The organism is Corallococcus sp. M7 (assembly GCF_054512695.1).
On sequence record NZ_CM137252.1, the window covers coordinates 5,975,301 to 5,992,464 of the forward strand.

Annotated in this window: 13 protein-coding genes; 6 read left to right on the forward strand and 7 right to left on the reverse strand. The window is 71.4% G+C overall.

Annotated features, from left to right (window positions below):
- Positions 1-135 precede the first annotated feature (135 nt).
- Positions 136-1,413 (forward strand): SGNH/GDSL hydrolase family protein, encoded by a 1,278-nt coding sequence (locus ACX114_RS23840; RefSeq protein WP_459288104.1) that lies wholly within the window; start codon positions 136-138, stop codon positions 1,411-1,413.
- A 101-nt stretch (positions 1,414-1,514) separates the two neighbouring features.
- Positions 1,515-1,859, forward strand: a complete 345-nt coding sequence (locus tag ACX114_RS23845; RefSeq protein WP_459288105.1) for a DUF2845 domain-containing protein — start codon at positions 1,515-1,517, stop codon at positions 1,857-1,859.
- On the opposite strand, the gene ACX114_RS23850 is transcribed toward ACX114_RS23845, so the two are convergent.
- The 3 genes from ACX114_RS23850 to ACX114_RS23860 form a co-directional block, all read right to left on the reverse strand.
- Positions 1,853-3,763: a CotH kinase family protein gene (locus ACX114_RS23850; RefSeq protein ID WP_459288106.1), complete on the reverse strand. Its 1,911-nt coding sequence runs from the start codon at positions 3,761-3,763 to the stop codon at positions 1,853-1,855. The two genes, ACX114_RS23845 and ACX114_RS23850, sit on opposite strands and share 7 nt — an antisense overlap.
- 78 nt (positions 3,764-3,841) lie before the next feature.
- Positions 3,842-4,564: a hypothetical protein gene (locus ACX114_RS23855; RefSeq protein ID WP_459288107.1), complete on the reverse strand. Its 723-nt coding sequence runs from the start codon at positions 4,562-4,564 to the stop codon at positions 3,842-3,844.
- Positions 4,565-4,574: 10 nt separating this feature from the next.
- A complete protein-coding gene (locus tag ACX114_RS23860; protein WP_459288109.1) occupies positions 4,575-7,244 on the reverse strand; it encodes a phosphoenolpyruvate carboxylase in 2,670 nt (889 codons plus the stop codon).
- A gap of 202 nt (positions 7,245-7,446) precedes the next feature.
- On the opposite strand from ACX114_RS23860, the gene ACX114_RS23865 reads away from it, so the two are divergent.
- A complete protein-coding gene (locus ACX114_RS23865; RefSeq protein ID WP_459288110.1) occupies positions 7,447-9,801 on the forward strand; it encodes an immune inhibitor A domain-containing protein in 2,355 nt (784 codons plus the stop codon).
- A 149-nt stretch (positions 9,802-9,950) separates the two neighbouring features.
- A complete protein-coding gene (locus ACX114_RS23870; RefSeq protein WP_459288112.1) occupies positions 9,951-10,916 on the forward strand; it encodes a hypothetical protein in 966 nt (321 codons plus the stop codon).
- 6 nt (positions 10,917-10,922) lie between these two features.
- Here ACX114_RS23870 and ACX114_RS23875 read toward each other — a convergent pair whose 3' ends face one another.
- Together ACX114_RS23875 and mltG are read right to left on the reverse strand one after the other, a co-directional pair.
- Positions 10,923-12,617, reverse strand: a complete 1,695-nt coding sequence (locus tag ACX114_RS23875; protein ID WP_459288113.1) for a sensor histidine kinase — start codon at positions 12,615-12,617, stop codon at positions 10,923-10,925.
- A 9-nt stretch (positions 12,618-12,626) separates the two neighbouring features.
- Positions 12,627-13,643: an endolytic transglycosylase MltG gene (mltG, locus tag ACX114_RS23880; protein ID WP_459288115.1), complete on the reverse strand. Its 1,017-nt coding sequence runs from the start codon at positions 13,641-13,643 to the stop codon at positions 12,627-12,629.
- 133 nt (positions 13,644-13,776) lie between these two features.
- On the opposite strand from mltG, the gene ACX114_RS23885 reads away from it, so the two are divergent.
- Complete coding sequence (locus ACX114_RS23885; protein ID WP_459288117.1) at positions 13,777-14,691, forward strand: LysR family transcriptional regulator; 915 nt, start codon at positions 13,777-13,779, stop codon at positions 14,689-14,691.
- Positions 14,692-14,949: 258 nt separating this feature from the next.
- Here the strand turns inward: ACX114_RS23885 and ACX114_RS23890 are convergent, their stop codons facing one another.
- A complete protein-coding gene (locus ACX114_RS23890) occupies positions 14,950-15,864 on the reverse strand; it encodes a YeiH family protein (protein ID WP_459288118.1) in 915 nt (304 codons plus the stop codon).
- A gap of 120 nt (positions 15,865-15,984) precedes the next feature.
- Positions 15,985-16,776: a type I methionyl aminopeptidase gene (gene map / locus ACX114_RS23895; RefSeq protein ID WP_459288120.1), complete on the reverse strand. Its 792-nt coding sequence runs from the start codon at positions 16,774-16,776 to the stop codon at positions 15,985-15,987.
- Positions 16,777-16,876: 100 nt separating this feature from the next.
- Here map and ACX114_RS23900 point away from each other — a divergent pair, with 100 nt between their 5' ends.
- Positions 16,877-17,161, forward strand: coding sequence for a LysR family transcriptional regulator (locus ACX114_RS23900; protein ID WP_459288122.1), 285 nt, complete (start codon positions 16,877-16,879; stop codon positions 17,159-17,161).
- Positions 17,162-17,164: the final 3 nt, after the last annotated feature.

The window sequence follows — 17,164 nt, forward strand, 5'->3', positions numbered from 1 at the left end:
CGTGGGGGAAGTCCTGCGCCGTCCGTGCCCGGTGTGGGGATGTTCACGGCCCGCCGCGATTGGCGCGCGCCATGAATCCCCGGGTCGCCGCGCGGGCACATCGTGCACATTGTCTTGCGCCGGGAGGTCGTGGGCATGGGTCTGAGGAAGGCGCTGCGCTGGGGATGTTTCGGGGCCCTGTGCGTGCTGGTGGGGTGTGGAGGCATGGATGACGGCCGCGCTCCGGAGGAGGACTCCGGGCCGGGCCGCACGGACGCGGAGGTCAACGCGCCCGCCGCCACGGAGTCCGTGGAGGCCGCCCCCACGCTGACGCTGCATGACGGGCACCAGGTGCAGGCCACTCCGCCCGTGGCGCCCCTGCCCGCGAAGTTCCAGCCCGCCTTCCATCAGTCGCTGCGCGAGTCCGTCTCCGTGGGGAGCTTCACCACGTACCGGCTCAAGGTGCCCCTGGGGCGCGCGGGCAGCCGCGTGCGCGTCACCTTCCGCTCCGGCGACGGCAGCCTGACGCTTCAGCGGGCCACGGTGGCGAAGGCGGGGCCCAACGGCTCGCTGGACTCCGCGCCGGTGGCGCTCACCTTCGGCGGTCAGCCGGGCTTCACCACGGGCACGCGCACGCTGGTGACGTCGGATCCGGTCGCGTTCCCGGTGGGCTTCCGCGACGAGGTGGCCATCTCCTTCGAGGTGAAGGGCGCGCTGGGCAAGAGCCGCATCCAGGCGTTCCCGGACAGTTGGATGAAGGCCGGCGCCTACGCGACGACGCAGGGCGCGCTGGGCGGCCAGGCCTGGGAGTACGCCACGGGCGTGGCGACGGTGGACGTGGAGGGCGCGCCGGGCCGGGCCTTCGTCGCGATTGGTGACAGCATCACCGAGGGCTACACGGGCACGTGGAACGACACGCGCAACGCGTGGCCGTCCCGGGTGGAGAAGCAGCTCGGGGTGCCGGTGGTGAACTCGGGCGCGTCCGGGCAGGGCTTCTGGGACGCGAACCTCCAGTTGCCGCAGGAGGTGCTCTCCCTGCAGGGCGTCACCGACTGCGTCGTCCTGCTGGGCGTCAACGACCTGGCCGCGGAGGGCATGACGGTGCCGAAGCTGCAGCAGCGCATGACGCAGTTGCTGGATCAGCTCCAGCCCATGTGCAAGCTGTGGGTGAGCACGCTCCTGCCCAAGGAGAAGATGGGCGCGGACGGAGGGGACTTCGAGCTGATGAAGGCCCAGCGCCACGAGTTCAACGCGTGGCTGCGCTCCCTGACGCGCGCGCAGCTCATCGACCTGGAGGCCGTGACGCGGCAGCCGGGCAACGTGGACCTCTTCATCGACGGGCTGGAGGTGGACGGCATCCACCCGTCCGTGGAGGGTCACCGGGTGATGGCGGACGAGGTCGCGCGGACCCTCAAGGCGAAGGGCGGCCTGTAGCGCCTGCCCGGCTGGAAAGCGCACGGGGGGTTTGAATAGTTTCGGGGCGGCCGCGTCCAGGCCGTGTTCCCTGACCTTCCCTCCTCCCCGGAGCGTTCCCCATGCGCGCCCTTCTCGTCGTCGCCGCCCTCGCCCTGCCCTCCCTCGTCCACGCGTCCGCGCTGCGCTGTGACAACAAGCTCGTGTCGGAAGGGGCTTCGATGACGGACGCGCTGGCCAAGTGCGGCGAGCCCGTGACGAAGCAGAGCAAGACGGAGTACGTGACCCAGAAGGTCAAGGAAGGGTCGCGGGGCGAGACGCGCTACGGGGAGGCCTCCACGGAGGTCACCACCTCCACGACCGTGGAGGAGTGGACCTACAACTTCGGGCCCCACCGCCTCATGCAGGTGGCCATCTTCCGCGACGGCCGGCTGGTGGACGTTCGCAGCGGCTCCTACGGCTACTGAGGCCCCAGGTACCGCGTCAGCAACTGGCGCATGAACGCCGGCCGCTGACGCAGGGTCTCCCGCAGGTTCAGCAGGTGCACGCGCCAGTCCTCCACGGAGGCTGGCTGGCTCCAGCGAGCCACGTGGCCGGGCATCTCCAGCTCGAGCGCCTCCGCCGCCGCGTCCAGGGCCGCCGTCACCCGCTCCGCGGCGAAGGTGTGCTCGGTGTGCCAGAGGAAGCGCTCGACGAAGCGGGCCTTGAACTCCGGTGACTGGAGCAGTCCCCGCAGGAGCAGCGTGGACCAGGCCTCCACCTCCGACGCGTCATCCAGCACGCGCCCCAGGCTGTCCTGGTCCGGGCCGTACACCAGGGCGAGGTCCAGGTCGTACACGAGCCAGCGCCAACGCCCGTCGTGTCCCAGCGGCGCGTCCGGCTCGGGCTTCTTGGTGCGCAGCCGCCAGAACTTCACGTTGTTCCGCGGCCAGTCCATGTTGCCCAGGTAGAGCTGCGCGGCCTGGTAGTCGATGAAGTCCTCCACATCCATCCGCGCGCTCACCCAGGCGAGGTGCTCCGGCACCGCCAGGTCGTGCGTCGCCACGTAGTCGATGAGCTCCTGATAGGGCTGCTCGTCTCCCTCCTCCCCCACGTCCAGGATCCCGGAGCCCTCCAGGATGACGGCCTTCTTGCGGTCCACGCCGTAGTGCGACGCCAGGTAGTACTCGTCCAGGCGCTCGCGCAGCTCGTGCAGGCCCCAGTACTCGCCATTGAGGAACACGAGCGTGGGACGGCAGGCCTGGAGCGCGAGCCGCGTCTCGGCCAGCAGGCCCTGCAGCACGCAGTCGCGCAGCTTGGTGATGCCCTGGTCCTGTCCGGACGTGCGCACCAGCAGCCGCGTGAACTCCGTCACCGGAGAGCCGGGGAACACCGTCCCCGCGAACGTCTTCGGGCCGTAGTCCTCCTTCGCGTACAGCCGCAGGCTCTTCTGAGGCAGCACCGCGCTGCCCGTGCCGTGGATGCGCACGCCCGCGTCCTGGGCGAACACGCGCTGGCCGGAGGTCTCGAACCACTCCACGTGGACGGGGCGCTCCCACTCCTTGCCGTTCTGCATGTAGTTGGCCGCGAACGGATCATCCGGCCGGGCCTCGGCGGCGAGACCGGGGACGTAGATGCCCGTCACCGGGTCGAAGAAGTTCGCCGCGTCCGTGACGAGCGACAGCACCGGCAGCGAGTACGGCTCCCGGCCGATGATGAACGAGCGCGTGCGGACCGGGCCCACCGGCTCCGTGCCCTTGTACTGCCGGTAGCGCACCACCGAGACCTGGGGCGGCTCCTCCAGCGGCGAAACCCACCGCGAGCCTTCCGCCGCGTCGGGCACCGTCGTGGGGACGAAGGACCACCGCACCGGAGGCGTGGAGCGCGCGAGCAGCGCGATGGGGGCGAAGTAGCGCGGCGACTCGGGCGTGGGCATGGAGCCGTCCCGCGTGAAGTACGTCCGCAAGCCCCTGGCCGTGGGCAACGCCAGCAGCGTCTCCGGCTGATAGAGCCCGGGCCGCGCGTCGAACGTCAGGTGCTGGAAGTCGACGCGAGCGCGCGCCTCGGAGCCCAGCCTGTCGCGCGCCACCACCTCCAACGCCAGCGCGCGCTGACCCGGCCACCAGGGCAGGTTCCAGCGGCCACTGTCGAGGGTGGCATGGCCCAGGAAGCGCCCGTCCTCGTACACCTCCACCCGGGATGCGCCCGCGTCGCTCGCCACCGTGCCGAACAGCCGGTGCGTGTCCGGCTCGTGCCCGTCGATGGTGACGTGAAGCCCGGAGGGCGGTGGAAGCTCGGCCTCGTTCAGCCGCCGCTCGGGGGCGGGCTCACAGCCGGCCCCGGCGAGGACGAGGAGACCCAGGAACAAGGACGCGAGGTGACGGAGACGCATGGGGGTCTCCGTCCTGTACCAGACAATGCTTTGACCTCACACCACCTTATGACACAGCGCGGCGGGAGGCCCCATCCCTCAGGCGGGGGGCGCGGTGGCTTCGAGCAGGCCGTGCTTCTGGAGGAGCGCGGCCAGGGCGGGCGGCGCGAGCATCCAGTCCTCGCGCGTGGGCACCCAGCGCACGGGGGCTCCGGCGGCGGCGAGCCTCGCGTTCACCTCCGCGATCATCGGGGCGAAGGTGGGCTGCGGCACGTCCCAGCTGCCCACGCCCGCCTGGACCTCCACGGCCCCGGGCTCCACGCGCACCGCGGGCTGGCCCTGCACCGGTTGGATGGCGAACCCCGGCAGGTACGGCTGCATGGCGGCGGACAGGCGCTCCAGCAGCGTCGGGTCCTCGAAGGGGTGGGCGCCCTCCAGGTCGAAGAAGGTAGGCAGCTGCGCCTGGAGCTCGTCGCGCAGCGGGTCGTCCTTGCTGTCGCGCCAGGCGTGCTCGGCCAGGACGCGGGCCTCGTGGGGGATGCGGATCTCCCAGCGCTCCAGGAGCGCGAGCAGCTCCGCCACGCGCTCCACCTCCTCCCAGGGCGGCTCCACGCGCGTGAGCCAGGACACCTCCGACACCGTCTGTCCCCGGCGGAGGCCGGACACCCGGTCGCCCTTGCGCAGCTGGAAGGGCGGCGCCTGGGTGAACTCCGGATCCGGATAGAGGGCGGTGTGCAGCAACCCCGTGCCCTCTTCCGGGCGCACGCGCGCGAAGCCGTGCTTGGGGTTGATCTCCTCCACGACGAACGTCTCCTGGGCCATGGTCTCTTCTCTAACCGGTGTTCCGCATGCCCGCAGCGATGCCGTTGAGCGCCAGCAGGAGCGGCCGGTCGCACTCCGCGTCCCCGTCCCGCTTGCGCTTGAGCAGCTCCACCTGGAGGAAGGACATGGGGTCCACGTAGGGGTTGCGCAGCGCGATGCTCCGCTGAAGTTGCGGGTTGTTGTCCAAGAGCTTCGCCTCGCCCGTGAGCGACTTCACCGCGCGGCGCGTGCGGGAGTGCTCCTGCTGGATGCGCAGCCACAGGGGCCGCGTGGACGCGGGCGCCAGCTTCGCGTACCGCGCCGCGATGGCCATGTCCGTCTTGGCCAGCACCATGGTCACGTTGTCGATGACCGCGCGGAAGAAGGGCCAGTCCTTGTACATGCGCTGCAGGAGCGCCGCGCCCTCCGGCGTGGCCGCGTACGCCTCCAGCGCGCTGCCCACGCCGTACCAGGCCGGGAGGATGGCGCGCGTCTGCGTCCAGGCGAAGCTCCACGGAATGGCGCGCAGCGTGTCCAGCCCGCCCGCCTTGCGCTTGCTGGGGCGCGAGCCGATGGGCAGCGCCGAAATTTCCTCCACCGGCGTGCCCTTCATGAAGAACTCCACGAAGCCCGGGTCCTCCCAGACGAGCGCGCGGTACGCCTTGCGGCCGGACTCGGCCAGCGTGTCGAACGCGGCGCGGAAGGCGGACTCGTCCTCCGGGGACGGGCGCGGCTGCGCGTCCAGCGTGTGCAAGAGCACGCCGCCCACCACCAGCTCCAGCGTGCGCTGGGTGAGCTCCGGGCGCGCGTACTTGTGGTCCATCGCCTCGCCCTGTTCGGTGGCCTTGTAGGCGCCGGCCACCGTGCCCGGCGGCAGCGCGAGGATGGCCGTCTGGGCGGGGCCGCCGCCGCGGGCCACCGTCTCGCCTCGGCCGTGGAACAGGCGCAGGGGTACGTCGTTCTCGTCCGCCACCTGCGTGAGCGCCACCTGCGCGCGGTACAGCGCGGCGCTCGCGGCGAGCAGGCCCACCTCCTTGCCGGAGTCGCTGTAGCCGACCATCACCTCCTGCACCCCACGGCCCTTCAGGTGCTGGCGGTACTCCGGATGCGTGAAGAGCTGGCGCAGCACGTCCGGCCCGCCGTCCAGCGCGCCCAGCTGCTCGAAGAGCGGCGCCACGTCCACGGTGGCGCACTGGAGCTTCGCGTCCCAGAGCCCCGCGTGCTTCAGGCACTGGAAGGCCGCCAGGACGTCCTCCGCGGTGGAGGCCATGGAGAGGATGAGCGTGCGGCAGACGGACTCGCCGCCCTCGTCCTGGCCCTCGCGCAGCTTCGCCAGCACCTCCAACAGCCGCTTGCCGCCCTCGGTGGGGGCCGGTCCGCCGTTGAAGGACGCCGCCGCGCTCACCGCGTCCTCGGCGGGGGCCCGGATCTCCAGCTCGCCCAGGCCCAGGCCCAGCGCGCGCACGCGCTCGGACATGCGGCGCACCTCGCGCAGGCCCGCGTGCTCCGCGCGTGCCGCGAAGAGCGACCGCTCCAGCACCGCCAGGTCATCTCCCAGCGCCTCCGGTGAACGGTAGGCCCCGGCCGGCAGCGTGGACTCCCTCCCCTGCCGCCGCGCGAGCACGTGCTCCAGCGCCAGCGTCAGCCGCTCCTCCATGAAGCGCAGCTTGCGGCGCCACGGCTCGCCCAGCGTGCGAGGCCCCTGCTGCTTCGCCACGTCCGGCAGCGCCTTCGCGTCCTCCTCCAGCGAGCGCTCCAGCTCCTGCGTGGGGCGCGCGTGCCGCTCCGACTGCGACAGCATGCCGCCCAGCCGCTCCACGTCGCGCAGGAGCAGCCGCAGGCCCCGGGCGCGGTGCGCGCGCAGCGTGTCCGCGAACACCTCCGGCGTCACCAGCGGGTTGCCGTCCATGTCGCCGCCCACCCACGAGTGCACGCGCACGGGCGTGTCCAGCGCGCCCAGGGGCTCGCCATAGGCGCGCTCGAAGGCCCAGTCCAGCGCCTCCGGCAGCCGCGCCACCGGCTCCGACAGCATCTCCTCCACGTACCAGTGGACGTTCTTCACCTCGTCGCCCACGGTGGGGCGCTCGCGGCGCAATTCGTCCGTCTGCCACAGCGCGGTGATCTCCTCGCGCATGGCCGTGAGGTTCGCGGCGGACTCGCGCGGGGTGAGCGAGCACCGGTCGCGCTCCTCCAGCAGCATGGCCAGCCGATAGAGCTTCTCCAGCAGCGTGCGGCGCACCGCCTGGGTCGGGTGCGCGGTGAAGGTCAGCGTCACCTTCAGCGTCCCCAGCGTCTCCCGCACCTTGTCGGCGCTGACGCCCGCGGCCTTCAGCGCCAGCAGCGTCGACTCCAGCGACCCCTTCTGGGGCCGGGTGGCGGTGGGGCTCGCGTGGGCCCGCGCGCGGCGGATGCGGTGGTGCTGCTCCGCCAGGTTCACCAGCTGGAAGTAGACGGAGAAGGCGCGCAGCACCGGCTCCACCTGTTCCGACGGCAGCCGCCGCAACACCGCCGCCAGCTCCGCCGCCGCGGCGCGTCGTCCGGCCACGGGGCCGCGCCGACGCTGGATGGCCAGGTGGCGGACCTCCTCCTCCTTCTCGAACAGGGCCTGCCCCTCCTGTTCGACCAACACCTCACCCAACAGCCGGCCCAAGAGCCGGACATCCCGCCGCAGCGGGGGATCCACGGGACGTGAACGCGCCATAACGGACCGGAACCGTAGTCCTTTGGCCCCCCACCGCCCCTACCCATTCTCGAATTTTCGACCTCCAGCCGACGAATGACCCACTCCGTCCTTGCAGGAAAAATTCAACCACCCGGTCTTCCCAAAAGGACGTGCCTTCCACTAGAAAGTGGGCACTCCCGGACCCCGCCGGGATGTCTGACCTGACCCTGAAGGAGTGGCAATGCGGAAAAACCCGTCTTGGCTGGCCCTGGGCCTGCTCACGCTCGCGGCGCCGTCGGCGTACGCGGAGCGTGCGTGGTACGAGAAGCCGCAACCCGACGTCGCCGCGCCGTCCGCCTCACTGCGCAAGGCGGCTGTTGTGCAGGACATCACGGACGACCTGCCCCACCGTCTGGGTGAGCAGCAGAAGGAGCTGAAGGCCCAGGCGCTGAAGCAGCGCCTGGAGGGTCGCGGTCAGGCCGGCCGCGTGCAGAAGCTGGCCAACGGCAAGTTCGTGGAGCTGGAGCTGCAGCGCACGGACCGCATCTTCGTCATCCTGGTGGAGTACGGGACGCAGATCCACCCGGTGTTCGGCAACCCCACCACCAACCCGGGCGGCAACATCCCGGGCCCGCTGCACAACGAGATTCCGGCCCCGGACCGCTCGGTGGACAACACCACCATCTGGCAGCCGGACTACAACCGCGAGCACTTCGAGAAGCTCTACTTCGACACCACTCCGGGCGCGGACTCGGTGGCGAACTTCTACAAGGCCGCGTCCTCCGGCCGCTACACCGTGTCCGGCACGGTGTCCGAGTGGGTGAAGGTGCCGTACAACGCCGCCCGCTACGGCAACAACCTGTGCGGCAGCTCCAGCTGCTCCAACTCCGTGTGGCCGCTGATCAGCGACGCCATCAAGGCGTGGACCGCCTCCCAGCAGGCCGCCGGCAAGACGCCCGCGGAGATCAAGGCGTACCTGGACACGTTCGACACGTGGGACCGGTACGACTACGACGGCGACGGCAACTTCGACGAGCCGGACGGCTACATCGACCACTTCCAGATCGTCCACGCCGGCATGGGTGAGGAAGTCGGCGGCGGCGCGCAGGGCCCCAACGCCGTGTGGAGCCACCGCTGGTTCGCGTACAGCACGGGCCTGGGCCCGGATGGCGCCGGCCCCGCGTACAACCAGAACGGCGGCGCGCGCTTCGGCACCGGCATCGACAAGTGGGTGGGCGACTACACCATCCAGCCGGAGAACGGCGGCCTGGGTGTGTTCGCGCACGAGTACGGCCACGACCTGGGCCTGCCGGACCACTACGACACGACGAACGCGGCGGACAACGGGACGGGCTTCTGGACCATCATGTCGTCCGGCTCGTACCTGAACGACGGCACCACGGACATCGGCAGCCGGCCGGGTGACTTCTTCGCCTGGGACAAGCTGCAGCTGGGCTGGCTGGACTACGCCACCACGAACGCGGGCCTGTACTCGTACCACAACCTGGGCCCCGCGGAGTTCACGTCCGCGAACGCGAAGCAGGCGCTCGTGGTGAAGCTGCCCGGCAAGCCGGTGCTGCAGCCCACCACCACCCCCTACGAGGGCCAGGGCATGTGGCAGGGCGGCCAGGGCAACAACCTGGACCGCGTGCTGGAGAAGACGGTGAAGCTGCCGAACAAGAAGCCCATCACCTTCTCCTTCCAGACCTGGTTCGACATCGAGGAGGACTGGGACTACGCCTACGTCGCCGTCTCCGTGGACGGTGGCCCGTTCGTGAACCTGCCCAGCCCCGTGAGCCGCACCACGAACCCGTGGGGCAACAACCTGGGCAACGGCATCACCGGCGCGTCCGGCGGCTGGATTCCCCTGGAGTTCGACCTGTCCGCCTACGCGGGCAAGACCGTCACCGTGAAGCTCCGCTACAAGACGGACGGCGCGGAGTTCGGCAAGGGCTTCCTGGTGGACTTCGTGCAGCTGTGGGCGAAGAACACGTACCTCTTTGGTGACGACGGCGAGTGGGGCCACAAGTGGTGGGACAAGTCGACGTTCTTCGTGACGGACGGCACCAACACCCTCTACGACAACTACTACCTGGCCGAGTGGCGCCAGTTCCGCGGCTACGACGAGGGTCTGGCCACGGGTCCCTACAACTACGGCTTCAGCGCGGACGGGCTGTTCGACTGGGCGGAGCGCTACTCCTACAACCCCGGCCTGCTCGTCACCTACTGGGACACCTCCCAGCCGAACAACAACGTGTCGCAGCACCCGGGCTCGGGCCGCATCCTGCCCGTCGACGCGCGCCCGCAGCCGCTGCAGCGCAGCGACGGCCGCTACTGGTCCGGCCGCGTGCAGACGCACGACGCGACGTTCGGTCTGGACCCCAGCTTCCCGCTGTCGCTCAAGCCCAACGGCTTCCCGCGCAACGAGTACCCCTCGCAGCCCGCGGTGCCGGTGTTCAACGACACGAACGAGTTCTGGTACGCCACGCAGCCGTACGCCGGCGTGAAGGTCCCGAAGACGGGCACCATCATCGAGGTGCTGTCGACGAACGCGGACCAGACCGTGATGGAAGTCCAGGTGCGTCCGGTCGACTGAGTGTCTGACCGTCGTCACCGCTGAGCCGTGAAGGAAGGCCGGTCCCGCTTCGCCGCGGGGCCGGCCTTTCGCATTCGGGTTGAAGGAATCCGGACATCCAGCCCGCGGCCGAGGATGACGGCTGCGCGCGGGGCGCTACGGTGTCCGCCATGGCCGAGTGCCCCGTGGGCGGTCCCTCCTCCCCCTCCCCTCCTCCTGAACCGCCCTCCGACGTCGCGCGAGCCGTGGCGCTGGACCCCGCGGATCCGCTCAGCGTGCTCAACCAGGCCTTCCGCGACGCGTACGCCGCGCGCCGTGAGGCCGTGCTGTCCCGCATGGGCCCGGTCATCGCGCAGATCGACGACGTGCTCATCCTGCGCATGCGGGGCCAGCGCTTCGAGGCCCCCGCGCGCACGCGCCGCTACCACGAGTACAAGACCGTCACCCACGTGCCGCTCGCGCTCCACGTCCTGCTCGCCAGCAAGGAAGCGCTCGACTGGGAGACGCACACGCGGCTCACCACCCTGCGCGGCCTCATCACCGCCTCGCGCCGGAGCCTGAAGGGCCGGGACCTCCCGGCCGAGGCCCTGGCGCGGCAGAAACGCCTGCTCGACGCGTCGCTGGTGCTCGTGGACGAGGTGACGGCGGCGGGCGGGGTGACGCCGGCGCAGCTCTCCGCGTTCATCCACGCCCGGGTGCCGGACCTGCTGAAGAACGCCGAGGACGCGGCGAGGGACCAGATCGACACCATGCACGCCTCGGTCGAGGCGTGGAAACGCCAGATGACCGAGGAGGAGCGCGGCCAGTTGCGCGCCGTGGTGGCCGCCTCGCACATGTCGCGGCCCGGCAACGTGGCCGCGCAGTACTTCTCCATCACCCTGGGCGACACGTGGGAGGGGCGCTTCCACGAAGAGGATCAACAGCCCGGCAAGCGCGTGCTCTCCTCGGAGGCGACGTTCGACGAGCCGTCGGCGTTCGCGCTGCTCGCCACGCACGTGCTGGACGCGAACACGTCGCGCGGCATCTTCGGCGAGGAGACGCGCATGGCGAGGGACCTGCTCGCGGACGCGGCCGAGCGCATCCTCGCGGGCATGTTCCAGACGTCGCCCCAGCCGCCCGGCACGAGCGCGCCTTGAAGCCGCTCAGGGGCGCGTGAGCGGCAGCTCCACGGTGGCCGTCGCGCCCTCGCCCAGTTGGCTGTCCAGGGACACGCGCCCGCCCTCCGCCTCCACGATGGTGCGGGTGAGGTAGAGGCCCAGTCCCAGGCCGCCATAGTGGCGCTCGGACACGGCGCGGCCGTAGCGCTCGAAGAGGCGGGGCCGCTGCTCCGGCGAGATGCCAATGCCCCCGTCGCGCACCGTGATCCGCGCCAACGCCCCGTCCGCCACGAGCCGCACGGACACCGGCGTCCCGGCGCCGTACTTGAGGGCGTTGTCCAGCAGGTGATCCAACACCTGCGCCAGCCTTACCCGGTCGAAGCAGCCGCGCACCGACTCCGGGGCCTCCACCTGGAACTCGCAGTGCTCCAGGGCGAACCTCGGCGCGAACAGCGCGGCCACCTCGCGCACCACCTCCGCGACGTCCACCTCCTCGCGCTGCAGGCGGAAGGTGCCGGCGCTGATGCGCGACACGTCCAGCAGGTCGTTCATCAGCTCCGTGAGCCGGCGGACCTGGCGGTGCCCCGTCTCCACGTGGGCCTCGATGACCGGGGCGAGCGGCGAGTCCGGATGGGACTTCACCGCGCGCGACAGCGCCTGGAGCTTCAGGCTCAGCGGCGTCAGCGGCGTCTTCAGCTCGTGGCTCGCGACGGAGAGGAACTCGTCGCGCAGGCGGATGGCGTCGCGCGCGCCCTGGAGCAGCCGCGCGTTGTCCACCGCGAGCGCGGCCACGTTCGCCAGCTCCTGGGCGAAGCGCAGGTCCTCGTCGCCATACCGGCGGCCGGAGGTGGTGACCAGGAAGGTCAGCGCGCCCAGGATGTGGCCCCGGGCCAGCAGCGGCACCGTGAGCAGCGACCGGATGCCCACCGTGCGCATGGCCTCCAGGTGCTGGGAGTCCTGCGCCACGGCCTGCATCAGCGCGTCCGTGACCTCCGGCACCAGCGTGGCCTGTCCGGTGGCGAGCGCCACCGCGGGAGGATAGACGGGCCGCTCCCGTGGCACCGGCGGCAGCCGCTGCACGGCGGCCGCGAGCGAGCGCAAGGCCGGATCCGTCGTCACGACCTGGACGCGCTCGAAGTGCCCGTCCGCATGCAGCACGTCCACGATGCACCAGTCCGCGAGCGCCGACACCGACAGGTTCGCCAGCGATGCCAGCGTGGCGGTGGCATCCAACGACGACGCGAACAGCTCGCTGGCCCGCGCCAGGAACGCGGCGCGCTCCTCGCCCAGCACCTGCGCCTGGATGTCGATGCAGGTGCCCACCCACTCGCGCACGGCGCCGTCCGGCCCCAGCACGGGCACGCCCCGCGCGAGCATCCACACGTACGTGCCATCCACGCGGCGCAGCCGGTAGCGCGTGGAGAAGACCCGCGCCCCCGCCTTGGCCCGCTCCCACGCCGCCAGGGCGCCGGCCCGGTCATCCGGGTGCAGGGCGAGCAGCCACCCATGGTTGCGTATCTGCTCCGGCGTCTGGCCGGTGAAGGCCGTCCACGACGGAGAGACGGGCGTCAGCGCGTCCCTGGCGGGGTTCGTCGACCAGGTGACCTGCGCCGCGGTCTCCAGCAGCCGGCGCAGCCGCTCGGATTCCTGGCGCAGCGAGGCCACCTCCTCGCGCAAGGCGGCCTCGGCATCGCCGGAAGGCGTGGAGACGCGGCCCGGGTCCGTGAGGGGGGACGTCATCGCGGTGCCTCAGTACACGTTGTACTTGGCCCGGAGCGCCTCGTGCTCCTGCGCGTTGCGCGACGGGTGCAGGACCTTCTGCGCGTCATGCAGGTAGTACCAGTAGTCGCTCTTCACCGGCCGCAGCGCGGCGAGCAGCGAGTCCACCGTGGGCGCGCCAATGGGGCCCGGCGGCAGGCCCGCGCGGGTGCGCGAGTTCCACGGGTCCGAGTTGTCCCGCAGCCGCTTGAGGAACGCCTTGCGGTCGTTCCACTCCGCCAGCTCGTAGCGGCTGGTGGCGTCCACGCCCAGCGGGAAGCCCTTGTCCACGCGCTTCCAGAGGATGCCCGCGACGAGCGCGCGCTGGGACGGCACCGGCTCCTCGCGCTCCAGCATGGAGGCCATCACGACGATGTCGTGCAGCGACCGGCCGCTCTTGGCGATCTCGTCCTTGTGCTCGTCGTAGAAGCGCGCGCGGAAGGTGTCGATCTGCCGCTGGATGAACGCCTCCACCTTGAAGTTGTCCGCGATGATCCCGTACGTCTCCGGGTAGAGGTAGCCCTCCAGGCTGCGCGTGGGCAGCGGGAACGGCGCGGCGAAGCTGCTCGGGCGGCTGGCCGCGGCGATGTACTCGCCCGGCTTGATGAGCCCCTGGGCGGCGAGCACCTGGTCGGTGTCGCGCAGGCGCCAGCCTTCGATCATCGCGAAGGGCACGTCCTCCGGCAGCGGCTGGCCTTCCAGGGCGTTGGCCAATTCCGCCACGGAAGACGTAGGGCTGAGCATGAAGCGGCCCGCCTTCACGTTGAGGCTGCCCCGGCGCCACAGGTGGAAGCGCCACACGGTGGGGTCGTCCAGGAAGCCCTGGGCCTGGAGCTGCTGGCCCAGCGAGCGCGCGGACGCGCCCTTCTTCACGACGAACTCCTTGGGGGCCGGATCCGCCGCCGTGTGCGGCGCGGTGGTGGCGTTCTGGAAGTGCATGAACACGCCGCCTGCACCCGCGACCGCCAGGACGATGAGCACGAGGAGCGCGACCAAAATCTTCTTCATGGGGCGCCAACCTATCAAAGGCCCTGACGCTTCCAACGAGAACCACCGGGCTCCCGGCCGGGCAGGCGGACGCAAGCGCCCCCTTCTCAACACCCAGCGATGAAGGCGCCCCTTCCCCCGCGCCTCGTCTAGGATGACGGCCTTGTTCGTCGACCCCCGCCGGCTCGAAACCTTCCGCGTCGTCGCCTCGACCGGGCAGATCTCCGCCGCCTCCCGCCTGCTCCACCTGTCACAGCCCGCCGTCACCGCGCAGGTCCGGCAACTGGAGGCGGACTGCGGCCAGCCGCTGCTCGTGCGCACCGCGCGCGGAGTGCGGCTGAACGCGGCGGGGCGTGTGCTCTTCGACTATGCCCAGCGCATCCACGGCCTGCTGGATGAGGCGGCGCTTGCCATCGCGGCGGAGGAGACCCTCACCGGCGAGCTGGCGCTGGCGGCGAGCACCACCGTCGCCAATGCCATCGTGCCGGGCCTGCTGGCGTCCTTCCTGCGCACGCACCGCGAGCTCCAGGTCCGTCTGGAAGTGGGCAATACGCGCGAGGTGCTGGAGTGGCTGTCGGAGGGCCGGGTGCCGCTCGGGCTGGTGGAGGGCCACGCGCGGGCGCCCGGGATCCGGCTGGAGCGCTACCTGGATGACGAGCTGGTGCCGGTGGTCTCGGCGCAGGGGCCGGCGGAGTGGTCGCGGATCCGCACCATGGAGGCGCTGCGGGAGGTGCCGCTGCTGTGGCGGGAGCAGGGCTCCGGCACGCGAGCCGTGCTGGACCGGGCCCTGCGCAAGGCGGGCGTGCGCAAGGGGCCCCGGCGCGGAGACCTCCAGTTGGGTAGCACCGAGGCCATCAAACGGGCCGTGTCCCTGGGCATGGGCGTGGCGCTGTTGTCCCGCTGGAGCATCGACGGCGAGCTGTCCCTGGGCCGCTTCCAGGTGCTGCCCGTACCGGGGCTGCGAATCCCGCGAGCGTTCTCCTGGGCCCTGCCCGTCGATGAGCCGTCCGGAGCCGCGGGCCGCTTCCTGCGCCATGCCCGCGCCACGCCCCCGGTACTGCTGCCCTAAGCCCAAGGCTCACGCCGCCCAGCCTAGCCGCGCCAAGCCCGCGCTTCACCCCGATTGCCGCCCTGAGCCCGCGCCTCACGCCGCCCAGTCGTGCCATTCCCGCGCTTCACCCCGATTGCCGCCCTGAGCCCGCGCCTCACGCCGCCCAGCCGTGCCATTCCCGCGCCTCGCCCCGGTTGCAGTCCTGAGCCCAAGGCTCACGCCGCCCAGCCGCGCCATTCCCGCGCCTCGCCCCGGTTACAGTCCTGAGCCCAGGGCTCACGCCCAGTCCAGCCTCAGCGCGCCCAGGCACAGGCCCGCCATGAGCAGCCACAGCGCCACTGCCTGCGCGAGCGGACGGAGGCCCACGGCCCGCAGTGTTTCGCGCGTCAGCCCCGCCCCCAACAGGAACAGTGTCACCACGAGCAGCTGCCGGGCGACGGCCGCCACGCCCTGCCCCACCGGTTCGAGCGACGGGAACAGCGTCACGACCGCCGCCGCGCCCAGGAACCCGGCGATGAACCACGGCCGGCGCACCCGGCCCGTCACCGCGTGGCCTTCGCGCCTTCGCCATGCGGCCAGGCCCACCGTCAGCGGGAGGATCCACAGGGCGCGTGCCAGCTTCACGGGCGTGGCCACCGCCAGGGCCTCGGGGCCGTAGCGCAGCGCCGCGCCCACCACGGAGCTGGTGTCGTGGATGGCCATCGCGCACCACAGTCCGAACTGGTGCGGCGTCAGCCCCACCGCGTGACCCACCACGGGGAAGACGAACAGCGCTACGGCATTGAGCAGGAACACCGTGCCCAGCGCCACGGACGTCTCATGCTCCTGGGGCCGCAGCACCGGCACCACCGCCGCGATGGCGCTCCCGCCGCAGATGGCCGTGCCCACGCTGATGAGCAGGCCCGTCACCCGGGGCACGCCCAGCAGCCGGGCAAGCCCCACGCCCAGCGTCAGGCACAGCGCGATGCCCACCACCGTGTAGCCCAGGCCCTCACGCCCCGCCGTGAGCACTGTGCGCAGGTCCATGCCCGCGCCCAGCCCCACCACCGCCAGGGACAACAGCCGGGGCGTCAGCTTCCGCGTCGTCCCGGCGAACGGATTGCCCACCGTCAGGGCCACGCACAGCCCCGCGAGCAGGGCCACGCCGGTGGAGACGGCAGGCAGCAGACACAACGCCGTGCCGAGCGGCATCAGGACATGCGCGGCCGTCCAGGCCCGGGGACGGACAACGGGAAGCGTCGGAGGCGTTTCCATGCGCCAGGAGATGCGCCCGGCGGCCTCCGCGCACCAGATGTCAGAAGCGATATGCCATCAGCTTTCTGGATGGCTCACGGGGATGTGCAGCAGTAGCTCGTTGGGCGTGAGGATTTCGCAGCCCTCGCGGGTGACGAGCACGGTGTGCTCGAACTGGGCGGACAGGCTGCCGTCCGCGGTCACGACGGTCCACCCGTCCGGCATCATCCGGATGTCCGGGCGCCCCAGGTTCACCATGGGCTCGATGGTGATGACCATCCCCGACTTCAGCGTGATGCCCGTGCCCGCCTTGCCCACGTGCGGCACGTGGGGCTCTCCATGCATCTGCCGGCCGATGCCGTGGCCCCCGAACTCCTCCACGATGCTGCACCCCTCCGCCTTCGCCAGCGCCATCACCGCCGCGCCAATGTCCCCCAGCCGCGCGCCGTGCCGCACCACCGACACGCCCACGTCCCGGCACCGCCGCGCCACGTCCACGACGTGCCTCGCGTCCGAGGAGACCTCGCCAATCATGAACGTGGCGGACGTGTCGCCGTGGAAGCCATCCAGGTGCGTCGTCACGTCCACGTTGACGATGTCGCCGGACTTCAGCACCTCATCCGTGCGCGGGATGCCATGGCACACCACGTGGTTGCGGCTGGTGCACACCGTGGCCGGGAAGCCCTTGTAGCCCAGCTGACTGGGCGTCCCTCCCCGCCGCGCCGTGTCCTCGCGCACCCAAGCGTCGATGTCCGCCGTCGTCACGCCCGGCTGGAGCCGGGTGGACACGTGCGCCAACGTCCCCGCCGCCGCGCGGCCCGCGAGCCGCAGCCGCTCCACTTCACTGCCCTTGAAGAGAGGAATGCCCATGGCGGGCAAGGTGGCACCCGGCCGTCCGGAACGTCCAATGCTGTTCTGGCATCACGCGCCCCCCTCCACGGCGCCCCCGTCCCGCGCTAGCTTCCAGGCCGTGAGCATCACGCACCTCCAGTCCTTCGTCGCGGTGGCGGAAGAGGGTCACGTGGGCCGGGCCGCGCGCCGGCTGCACCTCACCCAGCCGCCGCTCAGCCGTCACATCCTCGCCCTGGAGGATGAGCTGGGCACGCCCCTCTTCGAGCGCGTCCCCCGGGGCATGCGCCTCCTGCCCACCGGCGAGGCCCTGCTCCAGCACGCGCGCCGCATCCTCGCGGAGGTGGAGGTCGCCACCCGCACCGTGCGCGAGGCGGCCGGGAGCACGAAGCCGCCCCCGGCCTGACCG

What these genes read in the sequence shown, in the direction of transcription:
- ACX114_RS23840 (WP_459288104.1), top strand. Translation starts at nt 136, where the DNA reads ATGGGTCTGAGGAAGGCGCTGCGCTGGGGATGTTTCGGGGCCCTGTGC.
- ACX114_RS23845 (WP_459288105.1), top strand. Translation starts at nt 1,515, where the DNA reads ATGCGCGCCCTTCTCGTCGTCGCCGCCCTCGCCCTGCCCTCCCTCGTC.
- ACX114_RS23850 (WP_459288106.1), bottom strand. Translation starts at nt 3,763, where the DNA reads ATGCGTCTCCGTCACCTCGCGTCCTTGTTCCTGGGTCTCCTCGTCCTC.
- ACX114_RS23855 (WP_459288107.1), bottom strand. Translation starts at nt 4,564, where the DNA reads ATGGCCCAGGAGACGTTCGTCGTGGAGGAGATCAACCCCAAGCACGGC.
- ACX114_RS23860 (WP_459288109.1), bottom strand. Translation starts at nt 7,244, where the DNA reads ATGGCGCGTTCACGTCCCGTGGATCCCCCGCTGCGGCGGGATGTCCGG.
- ACX114_RS23865 (WP_459288110.1), top strand. Translation starts at nt 7,447, where the DNA reads ATGCGGAAAAACCCGTCTTGGCTGGCCCTGGGCCTGCTCACGCTCGCG.
- ACX114_RS23870 (WP_459288112.1), top strand. Translation starts at nt 9,951, where the DNA reads ATGGCCGAGTGCCCCGTGGGCGGTCCCTCCTCCCCCTCCCCTCCTCCT.
- ACX114_RS23875 (WP_459288113.1), bottom strand. Translation starts at nt 12,617, where the DNA reads ATGACGTCCCCCCTCACGGACCCGGGCCGCGTCTCCACGCCTTCCGGC.
- mltG (WP_459288115.1), bottom strand. Translation starts at nt 13,643, where the DNA reads ATGAAGAAGATTTTGGTCGCGCTCCTCGTGCTCATCGTCCTGGCGGTC.
- ACX114_RS23885 (WP_459288117.1), top strand. Translation starts at nt 13,777, where the DNA reads ATGACGGCCTTGTTCGTCGACCCCCGCCGGCTCGAAACCTTCCGCGTC.
- ACX114_RS23890 (WP_459288118.1), bottom strand. Translation starts at nt 15,864, where the DNA reads ATGCCGCTCGGCACGGCGTTGTGTCTGCTGCCTGCCGTCTCCACCGGC.
- map (WP_459288120.1), bottom strand. Translation starts at nt 16,776, where the DNA reads ATGGGCATTCCTCTCTTCAAGGGCAGTGAAGTGGAGCGGCTGCGGCTC.